At 75.0% G+C, this 25,150-nt stretch carries 1 protein-coding gene; it reads left to right on the forward strand.

Going from position 1 to position 25,150, the window contains the following annotated elements; translation table 11 throughout:
- Nucleotides 1-17: 17 nt before the first annotated feature.
- A complete protein-coding gene (locus ACZ61C_RS31105) occupies nucleotides 18-25,145 on the forward strand; it encodes a type I polyketide synthase (protein ID WP_465311402.1) in 25,128 nt (8,375 codons plus the stop codon).
- The last annotated feature ends 5 nt before the right edge of the window (nucleotides 25,146-25,150 follow it).

Below are 25,150 nucleotides of genomic sequence, written 5' to 3' on the forward strand. Positions count from 1 at the left end.
ACCTACGGAGCTGACACATGTCCACCCCGAGCGACCGGGTCGTCGAAGCACTCCGTGCCGCGATGAAGGAGTCCGAGCGGCTCAAGCGGCAGAACCAGGAGCTGCGGGCCGCCGCCACGGAACCGATCGCCATCGTGGCCATGGGCTGCCGGTTCCCCGGCGGCGTCCGCGGCCCCGAGGCGCTGTGGCGGCTCGTCGAGGACGGCGGGGACGCGATCGGGCCGTTCCCGGCCGACCGCGGCTGGGACGTCGAGGCGGTCACCGGCGCTCGAGTCGACGAGCGGGGCATGGGCGTCAGCCAGGCCGGCGGGTTCCTCGACGGCGTCACGGACTTCGACGCGGGGTTCTTCGGGATCTCGCCGCGCGAGGCGGTGTCCCTGGACCCGCAGCAGCGGCTGCTGCTGGAGGTGTCCTGGGAGGCGGTCGAACGGGCCGGGATCGACCCGCGGCGGCTGCGCGGCAGCCGCACCGGCGTCTTCGCCGGGACGAACGGGCAGGACTACGCCTACCTGATGGTCCGGTCGCTGGCCGACGCCGACGGCTCGGTCGGCACCGGCATCGCGGCGAGCGCGCTGTCGGGCCGGATCGCCTACACCCTCGGCCTCGAAGGCCCGGTCGTCACGGTCGACACGGCGTGCTCGTCGTCGCTGGTCGCGGTGCACCTGGCCGCGCAGGCGCTGCGCGCGGGGGAGTGCACCCTCGCGCTGGCCGCGGGTGTGAACGTGATGTCGACCCCCGGGTCGCTGCTGGAGTTCAGCCGCCAGGGCGGGCTGTCGGCCGACGGCCGCTGCAAGGCGTTCTCCGACGCCGCCGACGGCACCGGCTGGTCCGAGGGCATCGGCGTGCTGGTGCTGGAGAAGCTGTCGGACGCGCACCGCAACGGGCACGACGTGCTCGCCGTGGTCCGCGGCACCGCGGTGAACTCCGACGGCGCGTCCAACGGCTTCACCGCGCCGAACGGTCCTTCGCAGCAACGTGTCATCCGCGCCGCGCTGGCCTCGTCCGGACTGTCCACTTCGGACGTCGACGTCGTCGAAGCGCACGGGACCGGCACCAGGCTCGGCGACCCGATCGAAGCCCAGGCCCTGCTGGCCACCTACGGCCAGGACCGCGAGACGCCGCTGCTGCTGGGGTCGGTCAAGTCCAACATCGGGCACACGCAGGCCGCCGCCGGCGTCGCCGGGATCATCAAGGTGGTCGAGGCGATCCGGCACGGGGTGGTGCCGCGGACCCTGCACGCCGAGACGCCGTCGTCCCATGTGGACTGGAGTGCCGGCGCGGTCCGGCTGGCCACTTCGAACGAGCCTTGGCCTGAGGTGGATCGCGCGCGCCGCGCCGGTGTTTCGTCGTTCGGGGTCAGCGGCACGAACGCCCACGTGCTGATCGAACAGGCACCCGCCGCGCCGGTCACCTCGGTCGACCGCACGCCGATTCCCGCGCCGTGGCTGCTTTCCGGGCGGACCCCGGCCGCGTTGCGCGCTCAGGTCGCCCAACTCGTCGGCATCGACGCGGATCCCCTGGACGTCGCTTGGTCACTCGCCACGACCCGGTCGGCGTTCGAAGAGCGGCTGAGCGTCCTGGGGGCCGACCCCCGTGCGGCGCTGTCGGCTTGGCTGGAAGACGGTGACGCACCCGGCGTCGTCACCGGATCGGTCGAACAGCCGCCCGCGCTCGCGTACGTCTTCACCGGCCAGGGCGCGCAGTGGCTGGGCATGGGCCGGGCGCTGGCCGCGCGGTTCCCCGTCTTCGCCGACGCCCTCGCCGCGTCGCTCGACCGGCTCGACCCCGCCGTGCGGGAGGTGCTGCAGGGCACCGACGCCGCCGCGCTGGACCGGACCGGGCACGCGCAGCCCGCGCTGTTCGCGGTCGAGGTCGCGCTGTTCCGGCTCCTGGAGTCCTGGGGGATCCGGCCCGACCTCGTCGCCGGGCACTCGGTCGGCGAGCTCGCCGCCGCGCACGTGTCCGGGGTGCTGTCGCTGGACGACGCCTGCGTGCTCGTCGGCGCGCGGGCCCGGCTGATGCAGGCGCTGCCCGCCGGCGGCGCGATGGTCGCCGTCCGCGCGAGCGAGGCGGACGTCCGGCCGTACCTGGGTGACGACGTCGCGATCGCCGCGGTGAACGGGCCGCGGTCGATGGTGCTGTCCGGGACCGAGGACGCCGTGCTGGCCGCCGCCGCGCACTTCGAGCGCCCGCGCCGGCTGTCGGTGTCGCACGCGTTCCACTCGCCGCTGATGGACCCGATGCTCGACGACTTCCGCGCGGTGGTCGACGGGCTGACCTTCGCCGAGCCGGTGCTGCCCTTCATCGCCTCCGGGGACGTCACCACGGCCGAGTACTGGGTGCGTCACGTCCGCGAGCCGGTCCGGTTCGCCGACGCCGTGGCGAAGCTCGCCGAGGCGGGGGTCTCGGTGATCGCCGAGCTGGGCCCGGACGCCGCGCTCACCCCGATGATCGAGGACGTCACCGCGGTTCCGATGGCCCGCCGGGACTCCGACGAGCCCGCGGTGCTCACCGAAGCGCTGGCCCGGTTGCACACCGCCGGGGTGCGCGTCGACTGGACGAAGTTCTACGCCGGAACCGGCGCACGCACGATCCCCCTGCCGACCTACCCGTTCCAGAGCCAGCGTTTCTGGCCGTCCACTGTGGACTTCGCTGCCGACGCCACCGGGCTCGGGCTCGACCCCGTCACGCACCCGCTGCTCGGCGCGTCCCTGGCCCCCGCCGGGTCCGACGGGCTGCTGCTGACCGGGCGCGTCTCCGCGCGCACCCACCCGTGGCTCACCGACGGGGTGTTCCCGGGCACCGGGTTCGTCGAACTCGCCCTGCGCGCGGGCCTCGACCTCGGCTGCGACCTGGTCGAAGAGCTCACCCTCGGCGCTCCGCTGGAGCTGGCCGCCGACGAGGCCGTCGACCTGCAGCTTTCGGTGGGGGAGCCGGACGAGACCGGCCGCCGCCGCCTCGACATCCACACCCGGGCTTCGGACAGCTGGGTCCGCCGCGCGGAGGGTGTCCTCGCCACCGGCGCGCACCACGAAGACTTCACCGGCTCGGACATCGAAGTCGCCTTCGGTGAGGAAGAGGCCGAGACGGCTCGCTTCGGCCTGCACCCGCGGCTTCTCTCGGATGTGCTGGAGGCGGCGGGGATCACCGGGTACCCCACCCGGTGGAGCCGGGTTTCGCTGCACGCGGCCGGTGCTGCTCGCGTTCGCGTCCAGGTCGGTGCCGACGGGGCGTTGGCCCTCACGGACATCGCCGGACAGCCGGTGGCGTCGGTCGGTTCGGTGCGTGCGGAAGCCGTGGCCGCGGAGTCCGAAGTGGACTCGCTGTTCGAGCCGCGCTGGGTGCCGGTCGTGCTGCCCCCGGCGGCCGCCACCGACGTCACCCTCGTCCGGCTCACCACCGGTGACAGCCCCCTCGACGGCCTCACCACACTGACCACCCGCGCCCTCGAACTGGCCCAGAACTGGCTGACAGACGGTTCCGCGACGTCGCGGCTGGTCTTCGTGACCGAAGCCGGCGACCTCGCCGCCGCGGCCGTGTGGGGCCTGATCCGCACGGCCCAGGCGGAAAACCCGGGCCGCTTCGTCCTGGTCGACACCGACACCGAGACCACCGACGACGTCATCCGGCGTGCCCTCGCCCTCGACGAACCCCAGCTGCGGCTGCGCGCCGGCACCGCCCACGCGCTCCGCCTCGCCCGCGCCACCCCGGAGCTTTCACGTGAAAGTGCCCACCTGGGGGCCGCACTTTCACGTGAAAGTGCGGCCTGGAACCCGGACGGGACCGTCCTGATCACCGGGGGTACTGGGGGGCTGGGGGCGGAGCTGGCCCGGCACCTCGTGCGGAAGCACGGCGTGCGGCACCTGCTGCTGCTCAGCCGCCGTGGGCCGGACGCACCCGGCGCGCGGGAGCTGACCGACGAGCTCGGCGTCGAGATCCGCGCCTGCGACGTCGCCGACCGCGACGACCTGGCCGCCGCGCTCGCGGCGGTCCCGGCCGAGCACCCGCTCACCGCGGTCGTCCACGCGGCCGGCGTGCTCGACGACGGTGTCGTCACCGCCCTCACCCCCGAGCGGCTCGCGCCGGTCCTGGCCGCCAAGGCCGCCGCCGCGTGGCACCTGCACGAGCTGACCCACGACCTCGACGCGTTTGTGCTGTTCTCGTCGGTCGCCGGGATCATGGGCGGCGCCGGGCAGGGCAGCTACGCCGCCGCCAACAGCTTCCTCGACGCCCTCGCCGCGCACCGCCGTGCCGAAGGGCTGCCCGGCCTGTCCCTGGCCTGGGGTTCCTGGACGGTCGGCATGGCCGGCTCGCTCGTCGAGGCCGACCTCGCGCGAATGGCCCGCTCGGGCATGCCGCCGCTGGAACTCGAGCACGGCCTCGCACTGTTCGACGCCGCCCTCGCGCTGCCGCAGCCGGTGGTCGTGCCGGTCGCCGTCGACCTCGCCGCGCTGCGCCTGCTCGACGAGCTGCCGCCGATCCTGCGCGGCCTCGCCGGGGGCATCCGCCGCTCGGCCGCCACGACGTCCGCCGCGGCCGCCGACCTCGCCGGGCAGCTCCGTGCCCTGAGCGACGACGAGCGGCTGGCGAAGGTCACCGACCTCGTCCGCGGCCGCGCCGCCACCATCCTCGGCCACCCCGATCCCGCCGCCGTGGGGGCCGGGAAGTCGTTCTCCGAACTGGGTTTCGACTCGCTGACCGCGGTCGAGCTGCGCAACCGCCTCGCCGCCGTGACCGGGCTGCGGCTGCCGTCGACACTCGTGTTCGACCACCCGACCCCGGTCGCGGTCGCGCGGCTCGTGGTGGCCGAACTGTTCGGCGCCACCGACGTACCCACCGCGGTGACGACCGGTCGCCGCGACGACGACCCGATCGTCGTGGTCGGGGTCGCCTGCCGGTTCCCCGGCGGGGTGGAAAGCCCCGAAGACCTCTGGGACCTCGTCGCCGACGGCCGCAGCGGGGTGTCGAGCTTCCCGACCGACCGCGGCTGGGACGCGGCCGCGCTCGCCGCGTCCGACACCCGCGCCGGCGGGTTCCTCTACGACGCCGCCGAATTCGACGCCGGGTTCTTCGGCATTTCGCCGCGTGAGGCGGTCGCGATGGACCCGCAGCAGCGGCAGCTGCTCGAAGTGTCCTGGGAGGCGCTGGAACGCGCCGGGCTGGACGCGACCGGCCTGCGGGGTTCGCGCACCGGCGTGTTCGTCGGCACCAACGGCCAGACTTACTCCGACCTGTTCCTCACCGGCGACGTCGAGCTGCGCGGCCAGACCGGCACCGGCATCGCGGGCAGCGTTGTGTCCGGCCGTCTTTCCTACGTACTGGGCCTGGAGGGCCCGGCGATGACCATCGACACGGCGTGTTCGTCGTCGCTGGTCGCGATGCACCTCGCGGCGCAGTCGCTGCGGGCGGGGGAGTGCGACCTCGCGCTCGCCGGTGGCGTGACCGTGATGGCCACGCCGGGCGGGTTCGTCGGGTTCAGCGGCCAGAACGGCCTCGCCCCGGACGGCCACTGCAAGGCGTTCTCCGACGACGCCGACGGCACCGGCTGGTCCGAAGGGGTCGGTGTGCTGGTGCTGGCGCGGCAGTCGGAGGCGCTCCGGGCCGGGCACGAGATCCTCGCCGTCCTGCGCGGCTCGGCCGTGAACCAGGACGGTGCCTCCAACGGCCTGACCGCGCCGAACGGCCCGTCGCAGCAGCGGGTCATCCGCGCGGCGCTGGCCGACGCCGGTCTGTCCACTTCGGACGTCGACGTCGTCGAAGCGCACGGCACCGGCACGACGCTCGGCGACCCGATCGAGGCGCAGGCGCTGCTCGCGACCTACGGCCAGGACCGGTCGGCGCCGCTCCTGCTGGGGTCGGTGAAGTCGAATATCGGGCACACCCAGGCCGCCGCCGGGGTCGCCGGGGTCATCAAGGTGATCGAGGCGATGCGGCACGGGATCGTGCCGAAGTCGCTCCACGTCGGTCAGCCGTCATCCCATGTGGACTGGGAAGCCGGGGCCGTCGAGGTCGTTGCGGAAGCCGTCGAGTGGCCCGCGGTGGACCGGGTGCGGCGGGCCGGGGTTTCGTCGTTCGGGATCAGCGGCACCAACGCCCACGTCATCCTCGAAGCCCCCGAGCCGCGCCCGGTTCCGGCGTCGCGACCGGACGTCCCGGTCGTGCCGTGGGTCATCTCCGGCAAGACCGAGGACGCCCTCACCGCCCAGATCGAGCGGATCACCTCCGCCGGGCTCGACCCGCTCGACACCGGGCACTCCCTGCTCACCACCCGCGCGGGCTTCCCGCACCGCGCGGTGCTCCTGGCCACGCCGGACGGCGTCCGCGAAGCCGCGCGCGGCACCGGGGACGCCCCGTCGACCGGGTTCCTGTTCACCGGCCAGGGTTCCCAGCGCCTCGGCATGGGCCGTGAGCTTTACGCCGTGTCGAAGCCGTTCGCCGACGCCCTCGACGAGGTCCTCGTGCACCTCGACCCCGGCCTGCGCGACGTCCTCTGGGGCGACGACCCGAGCCTGCTCGCCGAGACCGGCTGGGCGCAGCCCGCGCTGTTCGCGCTCGAGGTCGCGCTGGCCCGGCTGGCCGAGGCACACGGCGTCCGGCCGGCGCGGGTCGCGGGGCACTCGGTCGGCGAGATCGCCGCCGCCCACATCGCCGGTGTCCTGTCCCTCGAGGACGCGTGCGCGCTGGTGACCGCCCGCGGCCGCCTGATGCAAGCGCTTGCGCCGGGTGGCGCCATGGTCGCGGTCGAAGCGTCCGAAGAGGACGTTCGCGCCCGGCTCGTCGACGGTGTCGACGTCGCCGCGGTCAACGGCCCGCGCGCGGTGGTGCTGTCGGGCACCGAAGACGCGGTGCTGAACGTGGCGTCGCAGTTCGAAAAGACCAAGCGGCTGTCCGTCAGCCACGCGTTCCACTCGCACCTGATGGACCCGATGCTCGACGAGTTTCGCGCGGTCGTCGCCGGGCTGACCTTCGCGCCGCCGCGGATCCCGGTTGTCACCACCGGCGACGTCACCGACCCGGAGCACTGGGTCCGGCACGTCCGCAACACCGTCCGCTTCGCCGACGTCCTCGCCGCGCTCGACGTCACGGCGTTCGTCGAGGTCGGTCCCGACGGCGTCCTTTCGGCGATGGTCGACGCGCCCGGCGCGCTCGTCACGCCGCTGCTGCGCAAGGACCGCCCGGAACCGGAGGCGTTCCTCACCGGGCTGGCCCGGCTGCACGTGGCCGGCGCGGGGGTCGACTGGACGCCGTGGTTCCCCGGCGCCCGGCGGATCACCCTGCCGACGTACGCCTTCCAGCGCCGGCACTACTGGCCGCGGGTCACGCCGGGCCGCGGTGCCGTCGAGCGCCTCGGGCTCACCCCGGCCGGGCACCCGCTGCTGGACTTCGCCGTCGACCTCGCCGACTCCGGCGGGGTGGTGCTGTCCGGGCTGCTGTCGACCGACACGCGCCCGTGGCTGGCCGACCACGTCGTCGGCGGGCACGTGCTGTTCCCCGGCACCGGGTTCCTCGACCTCGCCGTCCGCGCGGCGGACCAGGTCGGCTGCGCCGCCGTGCAGAGCCTGTCCATCGCCGCGCCGCTGTGGCTGCGCCCGGAGGAGCCGGTGCTGCTGCAGATCGCCGTCGGCGGCCCGGACGACGCCGGGCGCCGCGAGCTGACGATCTCCTCGCGCGGCACCGGCCCGCACGCCGGGTGGGTGCCGCACGCGTCCGGCTTCGTCGCCGTCGGCGAGCACCCGGCCGCGCCCGCGGGCGACTGGCCGCCCGCCGGCGCCACCGAACTCGATTTGTCCACTGTGTACACCGAGCTGGCCGCGACCGGCCTGGCCTACGGGCCCGCCTTCCGCGGTCTGACCCGCGCCTGGCTGGACGGCGACACGCTGCTCGCCGAGGCCGAGCTGCCCGGCGACGCCGACGGCGACTACGGCCTGCACCCGGCCCTGTCCGACGCGGCCCTGCACGCCCTCCACCGTCTCGACACGGTCGCGGGCGGCCTGCCGTTCGCGTGGTCCGGCGTGACGCTGCATGCCTCGGGCGCGACCCGCATCCGCGCCCGGATCACCCCGGTGGACCGCGAGTCGGTGGCGATCGCCGTCACGGACGAGACCGGCGCGCCGGTCCTGACCGTCCAGTCGCTCCAGCTGCGCGAAGCGGCCCAGCGCGACGCGGACGACGACTCTCTGTTCCAGCTCACGTGGGTCCCGGCGGCGCTGGCCAAAAACGCCCCGGCCGGAACGTGGGCCCTCCTCGGCGACGACCCGCAGCTGGCGAAGGTGGCCCGGCCGTGCGCGGACCTCGACACCGCGCTGGCCCTGGAGCCGGACGTGCTCCTGGTCCCGCTCGGCGCCGCACCGAACGCCATGAATGAGTCATTCATGGCAGCCGGTGCGGCCGGGCACCCGCTGCCGGCCGCGGTCCGGGAAGTCACCGCCCACGCGCTGACCGTCCTGCAGACCGCCCTCGCCGACGAACGCGCCCGGCGGGTCGTCTTCGTGACCCGCGAAGCCGTCGCCGTCGAGCCCGGCGACCGGATCGCCGATCCCGCCGCCGCGGCGGCCTGGGGGCTCGTCCGCTCCGCGCAGTCCGAGCAGCCGGACCGGTTCGTTCTCGTCGACCTCGAAGCCGGCGCCGCGCTGCCCGGCACCGGGTTCGTCGTCTCCGGGGAGCCCCAGTTCGCCGTGCGCGGCGAAAGCGTCCGCGTCGCCCGGCTCGGCCGGCTGGCCGGCAACGGCGACCTCCTGCCTCCCGCGGGACCGGCGTGGCGGCTCACCGCCGGCCCCGCGGGGATCGACGACCTGGGCGCCGAGGCGTGCCCGGACGTGCTCGACGACCCGCCCGCGGGCCAGGTCCGGGTCCGCCTCGAAGCGGCCGGGCTCAACTTCCGCGACGTCCTGTCCGTGCTCGGCATGTACCCGGGCAAGCTCGGGAACCTCGGCGCGGAAGGCGCCGGCGTGATCGAAGCGGCCGGCCCGGGTGTCGACCCCGCCCGCGTCGGCGAGCGCGTGTTCGGCATGCTGCCCGGTTCGTTCGGCACGCACAGCGTCTCGGACCTGCGCTACCTCGCACCGGTGCCCGACGGCTGGTCCGCGCGCACCGCCGCGTCCGTCCCGCTGGTGTTCCTGACCGCCTACTACGCCCTCGTCGACCTCGCGGACCTCAAGCCCGGCCAGAAGATCCTGATCCACGCGGGCGCTGGCGGCGTCGGCATGGCCGCCATCCAGCTGGCCCGCCACCTCGGCGCCGAGGTCTTCGCGACGGCGAGCGCGGGCAAGCAGCACGTCCTGCGTGAGCTGGGCGTCGCCGACGACCACATCGCCTCCTCCCGCTCGCTCGAGTTCGAGGCCGACTTCCGCCGCGTGAGCGGGGGCGTCGACGTGGTCCTCAACGCCCTCACCGGCGACTTCGCCGACGCCTCCCTGAACCTGCTCGCCGACGGCGGCCGCTTCCTCGAGATGGGCAAAACTGACATACGCGACGCCGCCGCGCTGCCGCGGATCCGCTACCGCGCGTTCGACCTCGGCGAGGCCGGCCCCGACCGCACCGCCGAACTGCTCGTCGAGCTGCTGCGGCTCTTCGAAGACGGCGTCCTGACGCCGCTGCCGATCCGCAGCTGGGACCTGCGCCAGGCCCCGGCCGCGTTCCGGCACATGAGCCGCGCCAAGCACGTCGGCAAGATCGTGCTGACCCTGCCGCCGCGCTGGGAACCCGACGGCACCGTGCTCATCACCGGCGGCACCGGCGGGCTGGGCCGCGAACTGGCCCGGCACTTCGTGCGCACCCACGGCGTCCGGCACCTCCTGCTCACCAGCCGCCGCGGCCCCGACGCCCCCGGCGCGGCCGAGCTGCGGGCCGAGCTGGGCGACGGCGTCACCATCGAAGCCTGCGACGTCGCCGACCGCGACCAGCTCGCCGCCGTGCTCGCCCGGATCCCGGCCGCGCACCCGCTGCGCGCCGTCGTGCACACCGCGGGTGTCCTCGACGACGGCGTGGTCGCCTCGCTCGACCCCGCGCGCCTGGACACCGTGCTGCGGCCCAAGGTCGACGCCGTCGTCCACCTCGACGAGCTCACCCGTGACCTCGACCTGTCCGCGTTCCTCGTCTTCTCCTCGGTCGCCGGCACGGTCGGCTCGGCCGGGCAGGGCAGCTACGCCGCCGCCAACGCCTTCCTCGACGCCTTCGCCCAGCGCCGCCACCGCGAGGGGCGCGCCGCGCTGTCCCTGGCCTGGGGCGGCTGGGAAACCGGCATGGTCGGCACGCTCACCGACGCCGACCGCGAGCGGATGGCCCGCGGCGGGGTGCCGCCGCTGACCGTCGAGCAGGGCATCCGGCTGTTCGACCGGGCGACGCGGTCGCCGAGCCCCGTCGTCGTGCCGATGCGCGTGGACATGACGGCCATGCGCGCCCAGGGCGAGCTACCGTGGCTGCTGCGCCCGGTCGCCAAGCCGGGCCGCCGCCGCGCGGGCGGCGACGCCGAGCACGTGCGCGGCTCGCTGCGCGAACAGCTCGCGGGGATGCGCCCGGCCGAGCAGCTGCGGCTGCTCGTCGGCCAGGTCGCCACCGAGGCCGGCGCCGTCCTCGGCCACGCGCCCGACGACGTCGAGCCGACGCGGGAGTTCCGCGAGCTGGGCTTCGACTCGCTGACCGCGGTCGAGTTCCGCAACCGGCTCGCCGCGGTGACCGGGCTGCGGCTGCCCTCGACGCTGGTGTTCGACTACCCGACCCCGGGCGCGGTCGCGGAGTTCCTGCGCGGCGAGCTGGTCGGCTCGGGGAACACCGGGACCGCCGTGGTGGTCGCCGGCCCGGTGTCCGACGACCCGGTCGTGGTCGTCGGCATGGCCTGCCGGTTCCCCGGCGGGGTCACCGGCCCGGACGGGCTGTGGGACCTGGTCGCTTCGGGCGGCGACGCCGTCGCCGGCTTCCCGGCCGACCGCGGCTGGGACGCGGCCGCCCTGGCCGCCAGCGACACCCAGGCGGGCGGGTTCCTCTACGACGCGGCCGAGTTCGACGCCGCGTTCTTCGGGATCTCGCCGCGTGAGGCGGTCGCGATGGACCCGCAGCAGCGGCTGCTGCTCGAAGTGTCCTGGGAGGCCTTCGAACGCGCCGGGCTCGACGCGACGCGGCTGCGTGGCTCGCGCACCGGCGTCTTCGTCGGCACGAACGGCCAGACCTACTCCGACCTGCTCATGACCACCGACGCCGACCTGCGCGGGCAGACCGGCACCGGCCTGGCCGCGAGTGTCGCCTCGGGCCGCCTGTCGTACGTGCTGGGCCTGGAGGGCCCGGCCATGACGATCGACACCGCCTGCTCGTCGTCGCTGGTGGCGCTGCACCTGGCCGCGCAGTCACTGCGCGCGGGGGAGTGCGACCTCGCCCTGGCCGGTGGCGTGACCGTGATGGCCACCCCGGGCGGGTTCATCGGCTTCAGCGGCCAGAGCGGTCTCGCCCCCGACGGCCGGTGCAAGGCGTTCTCCGACGACGCCGACGGCACCGGCTGGTCCGAGGGCGCGGGGCTCCTCGTGGTCGAGCGGCAGTCCGACGCGCTGCGCCACGGGCACCGGATCCTCGCCGTGGTAAGGGGTTCTGCTGTCAACCAGGACGGCGCGTCCAACGGGCTCACCGCGCCGAACGGCCCGTCGCAGCAACGGGTCATCCGCGCCGCGCTCGCGAACGCCGGACTGTCCACTTCGGACGTCGACGTCGTCGAAGCGCACGGCACCGGGACCACCCTGGGCGACCCGATCGAAGCCCAGGCGCTGCTGGCGACCTACGGCCAGGACCGCACGCGGCCGCTGCTGCTCGGCTCGATCAAGTCCAACATCGGCCACACCCAGGCCGCCGCCGGGGTCGCCGGGATGATCAAGGTGATCGAGGCGATGCGCCACGGCGTCGTGCCGAAGTCGCTGCACGTCGGCGAGCCGTCGTCCCATGTGGACTGGGAAGCGGGTGCGGTCGAGGTCGTTTCCGAAGCCGTCGAGTGGCCCGCGGTGGACCGTGTCCGCCGGGCCGGGGTCTCGTCGTTCGGGATCAGCGGCACCAACGCCCACGTGATCCTCGAAGCCGCCGCGCCCCGCCCGGAAGCACCCCGCGAGGAGGCCACCGCGACGCCGGTGCCGCTCGTCGTCTCCGGCCGGACCGCCGAGGCGCTGCGCGACCAGGCCGCCCGGCTTGCGGCCCGGCTCGAAACGCCCGGTCAGCTGCTCGACATCGCCTTCGCAGCGGCCACCACCCGCGCGAGCTTCGCGCACCGGGCGGCGATCGTCGCCACCGAGCCGGAAACGGCGATCCGCGAGCTGCGGGCGCTGGCCGGGTCCACCGAGACCGGCCGCCCGCCGCGCCAGGCGTTCCTGTTCACCGGTCAGGGCGCCCAGCGGCTCGGGATGGGCCGCGAGCTGGCCGAGGCCTACCCGGTCTTCGCCGCCGCGCTCGACGAGGTGTTCGCCTTCTTCGAGCCCGGCCTGCGGGACGTCGTCTGGGGCACTGATGCCGACGCCCTCGCGCAGACCGGGCACGCACAGCCCGCCCTGTTCGCCATCGAGGTCGCGTTGGTGCGGCTGCTGGAGTCGTGGGACGTGCGGCCGGACTTCGTCGCCGGGCACTCCGTCGGCGAGATCGCCGCCGCGCACGTCGCCGGCGTGTTGTCCCTTGAGGACGCTTGCGCGCTGGTCTCCGCGCGAGGACGCCTGATGCAAGCGCTTGCGCCCGGGGGCGCGATGGTCGCGGTCGAAGCGTCCGAAGAGGACGTTCGCCCGCTGCTGACCGGCGAGGTCGGCCTCGCCGCGGTGAACGGGCCGCGCTCGGTGGTGCTCTCGGGCGCCGAAGACGCGGTGCTGGCAGTGGCGTCGCGGTTCGGGAAGACCAAGCGGCTCAGCGTCAGTCACGCGTTCCACTCGCACCTGATGGACCCGATGCTCGACGACTTCCGCGCGGTGGTCACCGGGCTGACGTTCGCCGAGCCGGAGATCCCGGTCGTCACGTCCGGCGACGTCACCGACCCCGAGCACTGGGTCCGGCACGTCCGCGACACCGTCCGCTTCGCCGACGCGGTCGCCGGACTGGCCGAACGCGGTGTCACGGCGTTTGTCGAGGTCGGGCCGGACGCGGTGCTCACCGGGCTGGTCGACGTCCCGGGCACGGCGCTCGTCCCGGTGCTGCGCCGCGACCGCGACGAGCGTGCCGCCGTCGCCGCGGCGGTGGCCGCCCTGCACGCCGCCGGCACCCGGATCGACTGGGCCGCCTGGTTCGCGGGTACCGGCGCGCGTGTCACGGAGTTGCCCACCTACGCCTTCCAGCGCCGCCGCTACTGGCCGGAGCCCGCCGTGCGGACCGCCGCGGACGACTCGTTCTGGTCGGTCGTCGAGCACGGCGACCTGGCCGAGCTGGCCGCCGACCTCCAGGTCGACGCCCCGGCGCTGGCGTCGGTCGTCCCGGCCCTGTCCGCCCTGCGGGCCCGCCGCCAGCGGCAGTCCGTTGTGGACGGCTGGCGTTATCGCGTCGAGTGGCGGCCCCTCCCCGCCACGACGGCTTCGACCGGCGACCGGCTGGTCCTCGTCCCGCCCACGGACGACCCGTGGGTGCGCGAGGTCGCGGCCGCGCTGGGCACCTCGCTGACGGTGTCCACTGTGGACCGCGCCGAGCTGGCCGACCTCTTGCGTGACCACCTCGCCCCGGTGGTCGTCTCGCTGCTCGCGCTCGACGGGACCACCGCGCTCATCCAGGCTCTGGACGACCTCGGCGCCGACACGGCGTTGTGGTGCGTAACCCGCGGCGCCGTCTCCACCGGCCCCGCCGACCCCGTCACCGCGCCCGCCCAGGCCGCGATCTGGGGACTCGGCCGCGTCGCCGCGCTGGAGTACCCACGCCGCTGGGGCGGCCTCGCCGACCTCCCGGCCGAGCTCGACGCCCGCCTCCTCGCCCGCTTCGCCGGGGCCCTCGACGGTGACGACGACCAGATCGCCGTCCGCGCCTCGGGTGTCTACGGCCGCCGCCTCACCCCGGCCGCCGCCGCGACCACGCCGTGGCAGCCGCGCGGGACCGTCCTGGTCACCGGTGGCACCGGCGCGCTCGGCCGCCACGTCACGAAGTGGCTGCTCGGCCAGGGTGCCGACAAGGTCGTGCTGGCCAGCCGCTCCGGCGGTGAACCCGGCCCCGACGAGCGCGTGGTCGTCGCGCGCTGCGACGTCGCGGACCGTGCCCAGCTCACCGGGCTCCTCGAAATCCACCGGCCGGACGCCGTCGTGCACGCTGCCGGTGTCCTCGACGACTGCGTCCTCGGCAGCCTCACCCCGGACCGCTTCGACGCCGTGTTCCGCGCGAAGGTCGAGTCGGCGCTGCTGCTCGACGAGCTGGCCGGCGATCTCGACGCGTTCATCCTGTTCTCCTCGGTGGCCGGCGCCGTCGGCAACCCGGGTCAGGCCAACTACGCCGCCGCCAACGCCGTGCTCGACGCGCTCGCCGAAGCCCGGCGCGCCCGCGGGCGGGCCGCGACGTCGATCGCCTGGGGCGCCTGGGCGGGCGACGGCATGGCCGCCGGCCTCGGCGGCGGCCTCGACCCCGACCTCGCCGTCACCGTGCTGGCCGACGCGGGCGGCCCGGCCGCGCAGCTGGTGGTCGCCGACATCCAGAACGCCGACGTCCTGCGGCCGCTGCTGAGCGTCCGCCGCAGCCCGCTGCTGGCCGACCTGCCGGTCGTCCGCCGGGTCCTCGCCGAGCTGGCGGCCGAACCCGCGGCCGGCGGCGCGCTGGCGACGAGGCTGCTCGCGACCCCGGCCGCCGAACGCGCGAGTGTGCTGCTGGAGCTGGTCCGCGAGCACGTCGCGACCGTGCTCGGGCACGCGGGCACCGCCGAAATCGGGGCTACGCGGGCGTTCTCCGACCTCGGGTTCGACTCGCTGACCGCGATCGAGCTGCGCAACCGGCTCGACGCCGCGACCGGGCTGCGGCTGCCCGCGACGCTGGTGTTCGACCACCCGAACCCGCTCGCCCTGGCCGAGCTCCTCCTCGCCGAGGTCCTCGGCGGTGACGCCCCGGTGACCGCCGTGGCGGGCCCGGCGAGCACCACCGACGACCCGATCGTCGTGGTCGGCATGAGCTGCCGCTTCCCGGGTGGCGTCCGCTCGCCCGAAGACCTGTGGACGCTGCTGGCCGAAGGCCGTGACGCCATCACCGGCTTCCCGGGCGACCGCGGCTGGGACATGTCGGCCCTGGCCGGCGAAGGCCGCGGCAGCAGCTACGTCGACCGCGGCGGGTTCCTGCCCGACGCCGCCGACTTCGACCCCGAGTTCTTCGGCATCTCCCCGCGTGAGGCCCTCGCGATGGACCCGCAGCAGCGCGTGCTGCTCGAGACGTCGTGGGAGGCCGTCGAGCGCACCGGCATCGACCCGACCGGCCTGCGCGGCAGCCGCACCGGCGTGTTCGTCGGCACCAACGGCCAGGACTACGCTGGGGTGATCGTCCGCTCGGCCACCGACGTCGAGGCGCACGCGGGCACCGGTGTCGCGGCGAGCGTCGTGTCCGGCCGGCTGTCCTACGTGCTCGGTCTCGAGGGCCCGGCGATGACGATCGACACGGCGTGCTCGTCGTCGCTGGTCGCCCTGCACCTGGCGGCGCAGGCCCTGCGCGCGGGGGAGTGCGACCTCGCGCTCGCCGGCGGTGTCACGGTGATGGCCACGCCGGTCAGCTTCGTCGGCTTCAGCCGGCAGAACGGCCTCGCGCCGGACGGGCTGTGCAAGGCCTACTCCGACTCCGCCGATGGCACGAGCTGGTCCGAAGGCGCCGGTGTCCTGGTCGTCGAGCGGCTGTCGGACGCACGACGGCACGGCCACGACGTCCTTGCGGTGGTCGCCGGTTCGGCGATCAACTCCGACGGCGCGTCCAACGGCCTCACCGCCCCGAACGGGCCTTCCCAGCAGCGCGTGATCCGGCAGGCACTGGCGAGCGCCGGGCTGCGTCCGTCCGAAGTGGACGTGGTCGAGGGCCACGGCACCGGCACGACCCTCGGGGACCCGATCGAAGCGCAGGCGCTGCTGGCCGCCTACGGACACGACCGGCCGGCCCCGCTGCGGCTCGGCTCGATCAAGTCCAACCTCGGCCACACCCAGGCCGCGGCGGGCGTCGCCGGGGTGATCAAGATGATCCTGGCCCTGCACCGGGAACGGATCCCGGCGTCGCTGCACGTGACCGAGCCGTCGACGCACGTCGACTGGACCCCGGGCGCGATCGAGCTGGTCACCGAGCCGGTCGACTGGCGGGAGAACGGGCGCCCGCGCCGGGCCGGCGTCTCGTCGTTCGGGCTCTCCGGCACCAACGCGCACGTGATCATCGAGCAGGCCCCGGCGCTCCCTTCGGCGCCGCCGGAGCGGGCGGTCACGCCGGGCGTGGTGCCGTGGCTCGTGTCCGGCCGGTCCGAAGCCGCCCTGGACGCCCAGCTCGCCGCCCTGCCCCAGGGGTTCGACCCCCTCGACACCGGCTTCTCGCTCGCCACCACCCGCTCGGCGTTCGAACACCGCGCCGTGCTGGTCGACGGCACCCCGGTCGCCCGCGGGACCGCCCGTGAGCGGACGGTCGCGTTCCTGTTCACCGGCCAGGGTTCGCAGCGGCTCGGCATGGGCCGGGCGCTCTACGAGCGGTTCGGCGTGTTCGCCGACGCCTTCGACGCGGTGTGCGCGCACCTCGACCCCGCTCTGCCGCGTCCGCTGCGCGAGGTCGTCTTCGGCGAAGACGCCGCGCTGCTCGACGAGACCGGCTGGGCCCAGCCCGCGCTCTTCGCGCTGGAAGTCGCGCTGTTCCGCCTGGTGCGCTCGTGGGGGGTGCGGCCGGCGTTCCTCGCCGGGCACTCGGTCGGCGAGATCGCCGCCGCCCACGCCGCCGGGGTGCTGTCGCTGGCCGACGCGTGCACGCTCGTCGCGGCGCGCGCCCGGCTCATGCAGGCGTTGCCGGCCGGCGGGGCGATGGTCGCCGTGCGCGCCACCGAGGACGAGGTTCGGCCGCTGCTGACCGGCGACGTCTCGCTCGCCGCGGTGAACGGGCCCTCGTCGGTGGTGCTGTCCGGCGCCGAGGACGCCGTGCTGGCCGCGGCCGCGGGCTTCGAGCAGACCAAGCGGCTCACCGTGTCCCACGCCTTCCACTCGGCGGCGATGGACCCGATGCTCGACGACTTCCGCGCGGTTGTCGCCGGATTGACCTTCGCCGAGCCCGAAATCCCGGTGGTCGGCGACTTCACCTCGCCGGAGTACTGGGTGCGGCAGGTGCGCGACACCGTCCGCTTCGCCGACACGACCGCGAACCTGCTCGAAGCGGGGGTCACGGCGTTCGCCGAGCTCGGCCCGGACGCCGTGCTCACCGCGCTCGTCGACGGTGAGGTTCTCGCGCCGGTGCTGCGCGCCGGGCGCGACGAAGAGACCACCGCCGTCACTGCGCTCGCCGCGCTGCACGTCAACGGCGTGCCGGTCGACTGGGCGGCGCTGTTCGAGGGGACCGGCGCCCGGCGGGTTCCGCTGCCGACGTACGCGTTCCAGCGGCAGCGGTACTGGCCGCGGCTCGTCCCGGGCGCGCACCAGCTCGGCATCACCGCGGCCGGGCACCCGCTGCTCGGCGCGGTCACCGAGGTCGCCGGCTCCGGCGAGGTCGTCTTCTCCGGCCGGCTCTCGCCGTCGTGGGTCGAGGACCACGTGATCGGCGGCCAGGTGCTGTTCCCCGGCGCCGGGTTCCTCGAGCTGGTGGTGCGGGCCGGTGACCAGGTCGGCTGCGGCCGGGTGGAGGACTTCACGGTGGCGGCGCCGCTGGTGCTGTCCGGCGCTCCGCTCGTGCAGGTCGTCGCCGGCGCCCCGGACACCGACGGCCGCCGCGAGGTGAGCGTGTCTTCGCGCGCCGACGCCGAGTGGGTCCGGCACGGCACCGGCGTCCTGGCCCCGGGCACGCTCCCGGCCGGCTTCGACGCGGCGGAGTGGCCGCCCGCCGGAGCGTCCGAAGTGGACTTGACCGGGTTCTACGAGAACTTCGCCGAGGCGGGTTTCGCCTACGGTCCCCAGTTCCGCGGCCTTAAGCGGGTCTGGCTGCGTGACGGTGAAGTGTTCGCCGAAGCCGAGCTGCCCGGCGACGACGCCGAGGAGTACGGCCTGCACCCAGCCCTGCTCGACTCGGTCCTGCACGCGATCTCTTTCGCTGATTCAGTGCCGGGCGGGCTGCCCTTCTCCTGGGCGGGCGCGGAACTGCACGCGACCGGCGCCCGCCGGGTGCGAGCGCGGATCGCGCGGGCCGGCGACGACTCGGTGACCCTGGACCTGGCCGACGAGACCGGCGCACCGGTCCTGTCGGTGGACTCGCTCACCCTGCGCGCGGCAACGCCGGTCGAGTCCGGCCCGGAGTCGCTGTTCCGCCTCGACTGGCTGCCGCTGCCCGGCGGCACCCCGGACGGCGCGTGGGCGGTGCTCGGCTCCCGGCTCGCGGACCTGGGCACCGAATACGCGGACTTGGCGGCGGCACTGGCCGCCGAGCCGGACGTGCTGCTGGTCCCGGTGCACGGCGGCGGCGACGTGCTCGCCGACGTCCGCCGGGTCACCGCCGAGGTCCTCACCATCCTGCAGACCCCGAACGACACCACCCGGATCGTCTTCGTCACCGAAGGCGCCGTCGCCGGGGAAGACCTCGCCGCCGCCGCGGTCTGGGGGCTCGTCCGCTCCGCGCAGACCGAGAACCCCGGCCGGTTCGTGCTCGCCGACGTCGACGACGCCTCCCTGGCGGGACTCCCCGCCGCCATCGCGACCGGCGAACCGCAGCTGCTCCTCCGCGACGGCACCGCCCGCGCCGCCCGGCTCGGCAACGCGGCACTTTCACGTGAAAGTGCCGCTTGGGACCCCGAGGGCACGGTCCTGATCACCGGCGGCACCGGCGGCCTCGGCCGCGTCTTCGCCCGGCACCTCGCCGCCGAGTACGGCGTCAAGCACGTCCTGCTCGCCAGCCGCCGGGGCGGGAACGCCGACGGGATCGTCGAGCTCGTCGCCGAGCTCGCCGCGCACGGCACCGAAGTCACCGTCGCCGCCTGCGACCTCGCCGACCGCGACGCCGCCGCGAAGCTGCTGGAGGGCATCCCGGCCGACCGGCCGCTGACCGCCGTCTTGCACGCCGCCGGGGTGCTCGACGACGGGGTGGTCGGCTCCCTCGACGCCGAGCGCCTCGAGACCGTGCTGCGCCCGAAGGCCGACGCCGCCTGGAACCTGCACGAGCTGACCGACGGCCTCGCCGCGTTCGTGCTGTTCTCCTCGGTCGCCGGCACCATCGGCTCACCGGGGCAGGCGAACTACGCCGCCGCCAACGCCTTCCTCGACGCGCTCGCCGCCCACCGGCACGCCCGCGGCCTCGCCGCGACGTCGTTGGCCTGGGGCGCCTGGGAGACCGGCATGGTCGGCACGCTCACCGACGCCGACCGCGAGCGGATGGTCCGCGCGGGCATGCCGCCGCTGCCGGTCGAGCAGGGCTGCGCGCTGTTCGACCGGGCCGTGACCCTCGCCGAACCCGCGCTCGTCCCGGTGCTGGTCGACCTGCCGCGCGTCCGCGCCCTGCCCGAGCCGCCGTGGCTGCTGCGCCCGGTCGGCCGCAAGAGCCGTCGCGCGGGCCGGGCCACCCCGGCCGCGAACGCCCTGCGTGACCGGCTTTCCGGCCTGCGGGAGAGCGAACAGCACAAGGCGCTGCTGGAGGTCATCCGCACCCAGGTCGCCACCGTCCTCGGCTTCGACGCCGCGAAGGTGGACGTCGAACGCGAGTTCCGCGGCCTCGGCTTCGACTCGCTCACCGCGGTCGAGTTCCGCAACCAGCTCGCGACCGCGACCGGCCTGCGCCTGCCCGCGACCCTGGTGTTCGACCACCCCACGCCGGTGGTGCTGGCCGGTTTCCTGCGTGGCGAGCTCGCCGGCGAGGACGTCCCGGTCGCCCGCACCACGGTCCGGGCGCCGGTCTCCGACGACCCGATCGCCATCGTGTCGATGGCCTGCCGCTACCCGGGCGGGGTCACCTCGCCCGAAGAGCTGTGGCAGCTGGTGCTCGACGGCGGCGACGGCGTCGGCCCGTTCCCGGCCGACCGCGGCTGGGACCTCGCCGGGCTCTTCGGCGCCGACCGCGGCCGTTCCTACACCCGCGAAGGCGGTTTCCTCGGCGAAGCCGGGATGTTCGACCCCGGCCTGTTCGGGATCTCGCCGCGGGAAGCCCTCGCGATGGACCCGCAGCAGCGGCTTCTGCTGGAGACCTCCTGGGAGGTCGTCGAACGCGCCGGTGTCGATCCGCTTTCTTTGCGCGGCAGCAAGACCGGGGTGTTCGCCGGGGTGATGTACCACGACTACGGCCAGGGTGTGCAGTTCCCGGAGGAGGCCCTCGGCTTCCTCGGCATCGGCACCGCGGGCAGTGTCATGTCCGGCCGCGTGGCTTACGCGCTCGGCCTCGAAGGCCCGGCCGTCACGATCGACACGGCGTGCTCGTCGTCGCTGGTCGCGATGCACTGGGCCGCGCAGGCCCTGCGGGCCGGGGACTGCGAGCTGGCGATCGCCGGCGGGGTCACGGTCATGGCGACCCCGGGTGCCTTTGTCGATTTCTCGGCCCAGGGCGGCCTCGCCGCCGACGGCCGGTGCAAGTCGTTCTCCGACTCCGCCGACGGGGTCGGCTGGGCCGAAGGCGTCGGGGTCGTGCTGCTGGAGCGCCTTTCCGACGCGCGCCGCAACGGCCACGAGGTTCTCGCCGTGGTGCGCGGGTCGGCGGTCAACCAGGACGGCGCGTCCAACGGCCTCACTGCGCCCAACGGTCCGTCGCAGCAGCGGGTGATCCGCCAGGCGCTGACCGTCTCCGGCCTCACGACGTCCGATGTGGACGTTGTTGAAGGGCACGGCACCGGCACCCCGCTCGGCGACCCGATCGAGGCGCAGAGCCTCCTGGCCACCTACGGCCGTGACCGCGAAACGCCGCTGCTGCTGGGTTCGGTGAAGGCCAACATCGGCCACACCCAGGCCGCCGCGGGTGTGGCGGGCGTGATCAAGATGGTGCAGGCGATGCGCCACGGCGTTGTCCCGAAGTCGCGGTACTCGGCCGAACCGTCGTCCCATGTGGACTGGACCGAAGGCGCGGTCGACCTGGTGCCCGACACCACGGCCTGGCCCGAGGTGGACCGCGTCCGCCGCTCGGCGGTGTCGTCGTTCGGGATCAGCGGCACCAACGCCCACGTCATCCTCGAGCAGCCCGCCGATCGGCCCGCACCGCAGCCCGCCGCGCCGGACGCCGGTCCGGTGCCGGTCGTGGTCTCCGGCCGCACACCCGAGGCCCTGCGTGCCCAGGCCGCTCGCCTGGCCGACCACCTCGAAACGACCGATGCTCCGGTGCACGACCTGGCCCACGCGACGGCAGTGACCCGGGCGGCGTTCACGTACCGCGCCGCGGTTGTCGGCAGCGAACTCACCGAGGTCGTCGCGGGTCTGCGCGCCATCGCCGCCGGGGACGCGGCCGTGCAGGGGGAGGCCCGCGTCGCTCCGCCGGTCGCGTTCCTCTTCTCCGGTCAGGGTTCACAGCGTGTCCACATGGGACGCGACCTCTCCGCCGCGTACCCGGTGTTCGCGGCCGCGTTCGACGAAGTCCTGGCCTTGCTGGACCCGGAGGTGCGCCCCGCTCTCGACGACGAGCGGATCGACCGCACGGAGTTCGCGCAGCCCGCGCTGTTCGCGTTCGAGGTCGCGCTGTTCCGGCTCCTCGAATCCTGGGGGGTGCACCCGGACTTCGTGACCGGCCACTCGGTCGGCGAGATCGCCGCCGCGCACGTAGCCGGCGTGCTGTCCCTGCCGGACGCGTGCGCGCTGGTGTCCGCGCGCGCCCGGCTGATGGGCGCGCTGCCCACCGGTGGTGTCATGGTCGCGGTGCGGGCGTCCGAAGAGGACGTTCTCCCGTTCGTCGGCGAAGGGGTCGACGTCGCCGCGGTGAACGGCCCCGGCTCGGTGGTCCTTTCCGGACACGAAGAAGCCGTTGTCGCCGTCGCCGCGAAGTTCGCGAAGCACCGGCGCCTGCGGGTCTCGCACGCCTTCCACTCGGTGCTGATGGAACCGATGCTCGCCGAGTTCGGCGACGTCGTCGCGAAGCTGGCGTTCGCCGAGCCGCGGGTGCCGGTCGTGTCGGCGGGCGACGTCACCTCCCCGGCGTACTGGGTCAGCCAGATCCGCGAGACCGTGCGCTTCGGCGACGCGATCGGGCGACTCACCGAGGCCGGGGTGACGGTCTTCGCCGAGCTGGGCCCGGACGCCACGCTCACCGCGGTCGTCGACGAGCCGGCCGCGCACGTGATCCCGGTGCAGCGCAAGGACCGCGACGAAGCCACCGCGGTCGCCGAAGCCCTCGCGCGGCTGCACGTCGCCGGGGTCGCCGTCGACTGGGCCGCCCGGTTCCCGAAGGCCCGGCCCGTCGCGCTGCCGACGTATGCGTTCCAGCACGAGTGGTTCTGGCCGCTGCCGGCCGCCGGGGGTGACGCCACCGGCCTCGGCCTGGCCCCGGCCGGGCACCCGCTGCTCGGCGCGACGCTCGCCCTGGCCGACTCACCGGGTGTGGTGTTCTCCGGACGGCTGGCCGCGGCCACCCAGCCGTGGCTGCGCGACCACGTCGTCGGCGGCACGATCCTGTTCCCCGGCGCGGCTTTCCTGGAACTGGCGGTCCGCGCGGCCGACGAGGTCGGCTGCGCGGCGGTCGAGGACCTGACCCTGGCCGTGCCGCTCGTGCTCGACCCGGACGGCGCCGTCGTGCTGCAGCTGGCCGTGGGCGAGCCCGGCGAAGGCGGCCGCCGGGAGCTGACGATCTCCTCGCGGGCCGACGACGACTGGACCCGGCACGCGACCGGCACGCTCGTCCCGCGTGCGGTGGCGGCCGAGCCGCTGCCGGACGTGTGGCCGCCCGCCGGAGCCGTCGAAGCGGATCTCACCGGCTTCTACGCCCAAGCGGCCGAAGCCGGGTTCGCCTACGGCCCCGCGTTCCAGGGCCTGCGGCGCGTCTGGCGCTCCGGCGCCGAGGTCTACGCCGAACTGGCCCTGCCCGACGGCGCGGAAGCCGGCCGGTTCGGCTTGCACCCGGCGTTGCTCGACGCGGCCCTGCAGGCCATCGGGTTCGGCGAGGGCGCCCCGGCCGGGCTGCCGTTCGCCTGGACCGGTGTCACCCTGCACGCGTCCGGCGCGAGCCGGGTCCGCGTCCGGATCACCCCGGCGGGCGGCGACTCGGTGTCCCTGGCGCTGGCCGACGACGCCGGGAAGCCGGTCCTGACCGCCTCCGGCGTCACCCTCCGCGCGGCCGAGGCCCCCGCCGAGGCCGACGCGCTGTTCCGGCTGCGCTGGACGCCGGTCCCGGTGCCCGAGCCGGGCGCCGAAACGTGGGCGGCCGTCGGGGACGAGCTCGCCGCCGCTCTCGGTGTCGACGCCCAGCCGGACTTCGCAGCCGCGCTGGTGTCCGGCGCCGACGTCGTCGCGATCCCGGTCACCGGCGGTCCCGACGCGGCGGCTTCGGCCCACGCGCTTACCGCGGAAGTGCTGACCTACCTGCAAAGTCCCGCACCGCGGCTGGTGTTCGTCACCCGCGGCGCGATCGGCGGGGACGACGTCGCCGCGGCGGCCGTCTGGGGCCTGGTGCGCTCGGCGCAGTCCGAGGAACCCGGCCGCTTCGTCCTGCTGGACGTCGACGAGCCCGACGGCGACACCCTCCGCGCGGCCCTGGCGACCGGCGAACCCCAGCTCCTCCTGCGCGACGGCGCCCTGAGCGTCGCCCGCCTCACCCGAGCCGCACTTTCACGTGAAAGTGCCGACCTGGGCCCCGCACTTTCACGTGAAAGTGCGGGCTGGGATCCGGAGGGGACTGTGCTGATCACCGGGGGGACCGGGGGGCTGGGGCGGGTCTTCGCCCGGCACCTCGTGGCCCAGGGGGCGCGGAAGCTGCTGCTGCTCAGTAGGAGGGGGCCGGCGGCCGAGGGAGTCGACGAGCTGGTGGCGGAGCTGGCGGCCGACGTCCGGGTGGTGGCTTGCGACGTCAGCGACCGGGATGCCCTTGCCGCGGTGCTCGCTGAAGTGCCTGATCTGACTGCGGTGGTGCACACCGCCGGTGTGGTCGACGACGGCGTGCTCGCGTCGCAGTCCCCGGAGCGGCTGGCGAAGGTGTTCGCGCCGAAGCTCGACGCGGCTTGGCACCTGCACGAGCTTGTCGGAGACCGCGCGGCGCTCGTGCTGTTCTCTTCGGTGGCGGGCACCATCGGCACCCCGGGGCAGGCGAACTACGCGGCGGCGAACGCCTTCCTCGACGCCCTCGCCGAGCACCGCCGCGGCCGGGGGCTGGCCGGGGTCTCGCTCGCCTGGGGCGCGTGGGACACCGGTATGACCGGCGACCTGACCGACGCCGACCGCGAACGCATGGTCCGCGGCGGCATGCCCCCGCTGGCCGCCGAACAGGGTGCGGAGCTGTTCGACCGCGCGGTCGGCGGCGACGTCGCGCACGTCGTCCCGGTGCGCGTCGACTTGCCGACGCTGCGCACCCGCGGCGAGCTGCCGTGGCTGCTTCGCCCGGTGGGCCGGCCCGGACGCCGTAGCGCGGCCGCCGGTCCGGACCGGGCCGCCGCGGCCGACCTGCGGGCGCAGCTGGCCGGGATGCGGGAGAGCGAGCAGGAACGCACCCTGCTTTCCCTGGTGCGCACCCAGGTTTCGGCGGTGCTCGGGCACCCGGCCGAGCAGGTCGGGGCCGGGCTGGAGTTCCGCGAGCTGGGCTTCGACTCGCTGACCGCGGTCGAGTTCCGCAACCGGCTCACCGCCGCGACCGGGCTGACCCTCTCGGCGACGCTCGTCTTCGACTACCCGACCCCGGCCGGGCTCGCCGGGCACCTGCGGGCGGAGCTGGCGCCGGCGCCGGTCGTCGCGACCTCACTGCCGGACGGGCTCGACCGGCTCGAAGAGCTGGTCGCCGCGGGCACCGCGGGTGAGCTCGCGGAGGCGGACGTCGCGGCCCGGCTGCGCCGGCTCCTGGCGAAGATCGCCGACGCCGAGCCCGCGCGCGAAGACGTCTCCGAGCGGCTCGGCGCGGCCAGCACGGACGAGGTCTTCGCCTTCATCGACCACGAACTGGGCCGGCTCGGCGACGGGTCCGGACTCGAGCAGGAGGGCTGAGGCCG

It is taken from the genome of Amycolatopsis sp. NPDC104587 (assembly GCF_055583645.1).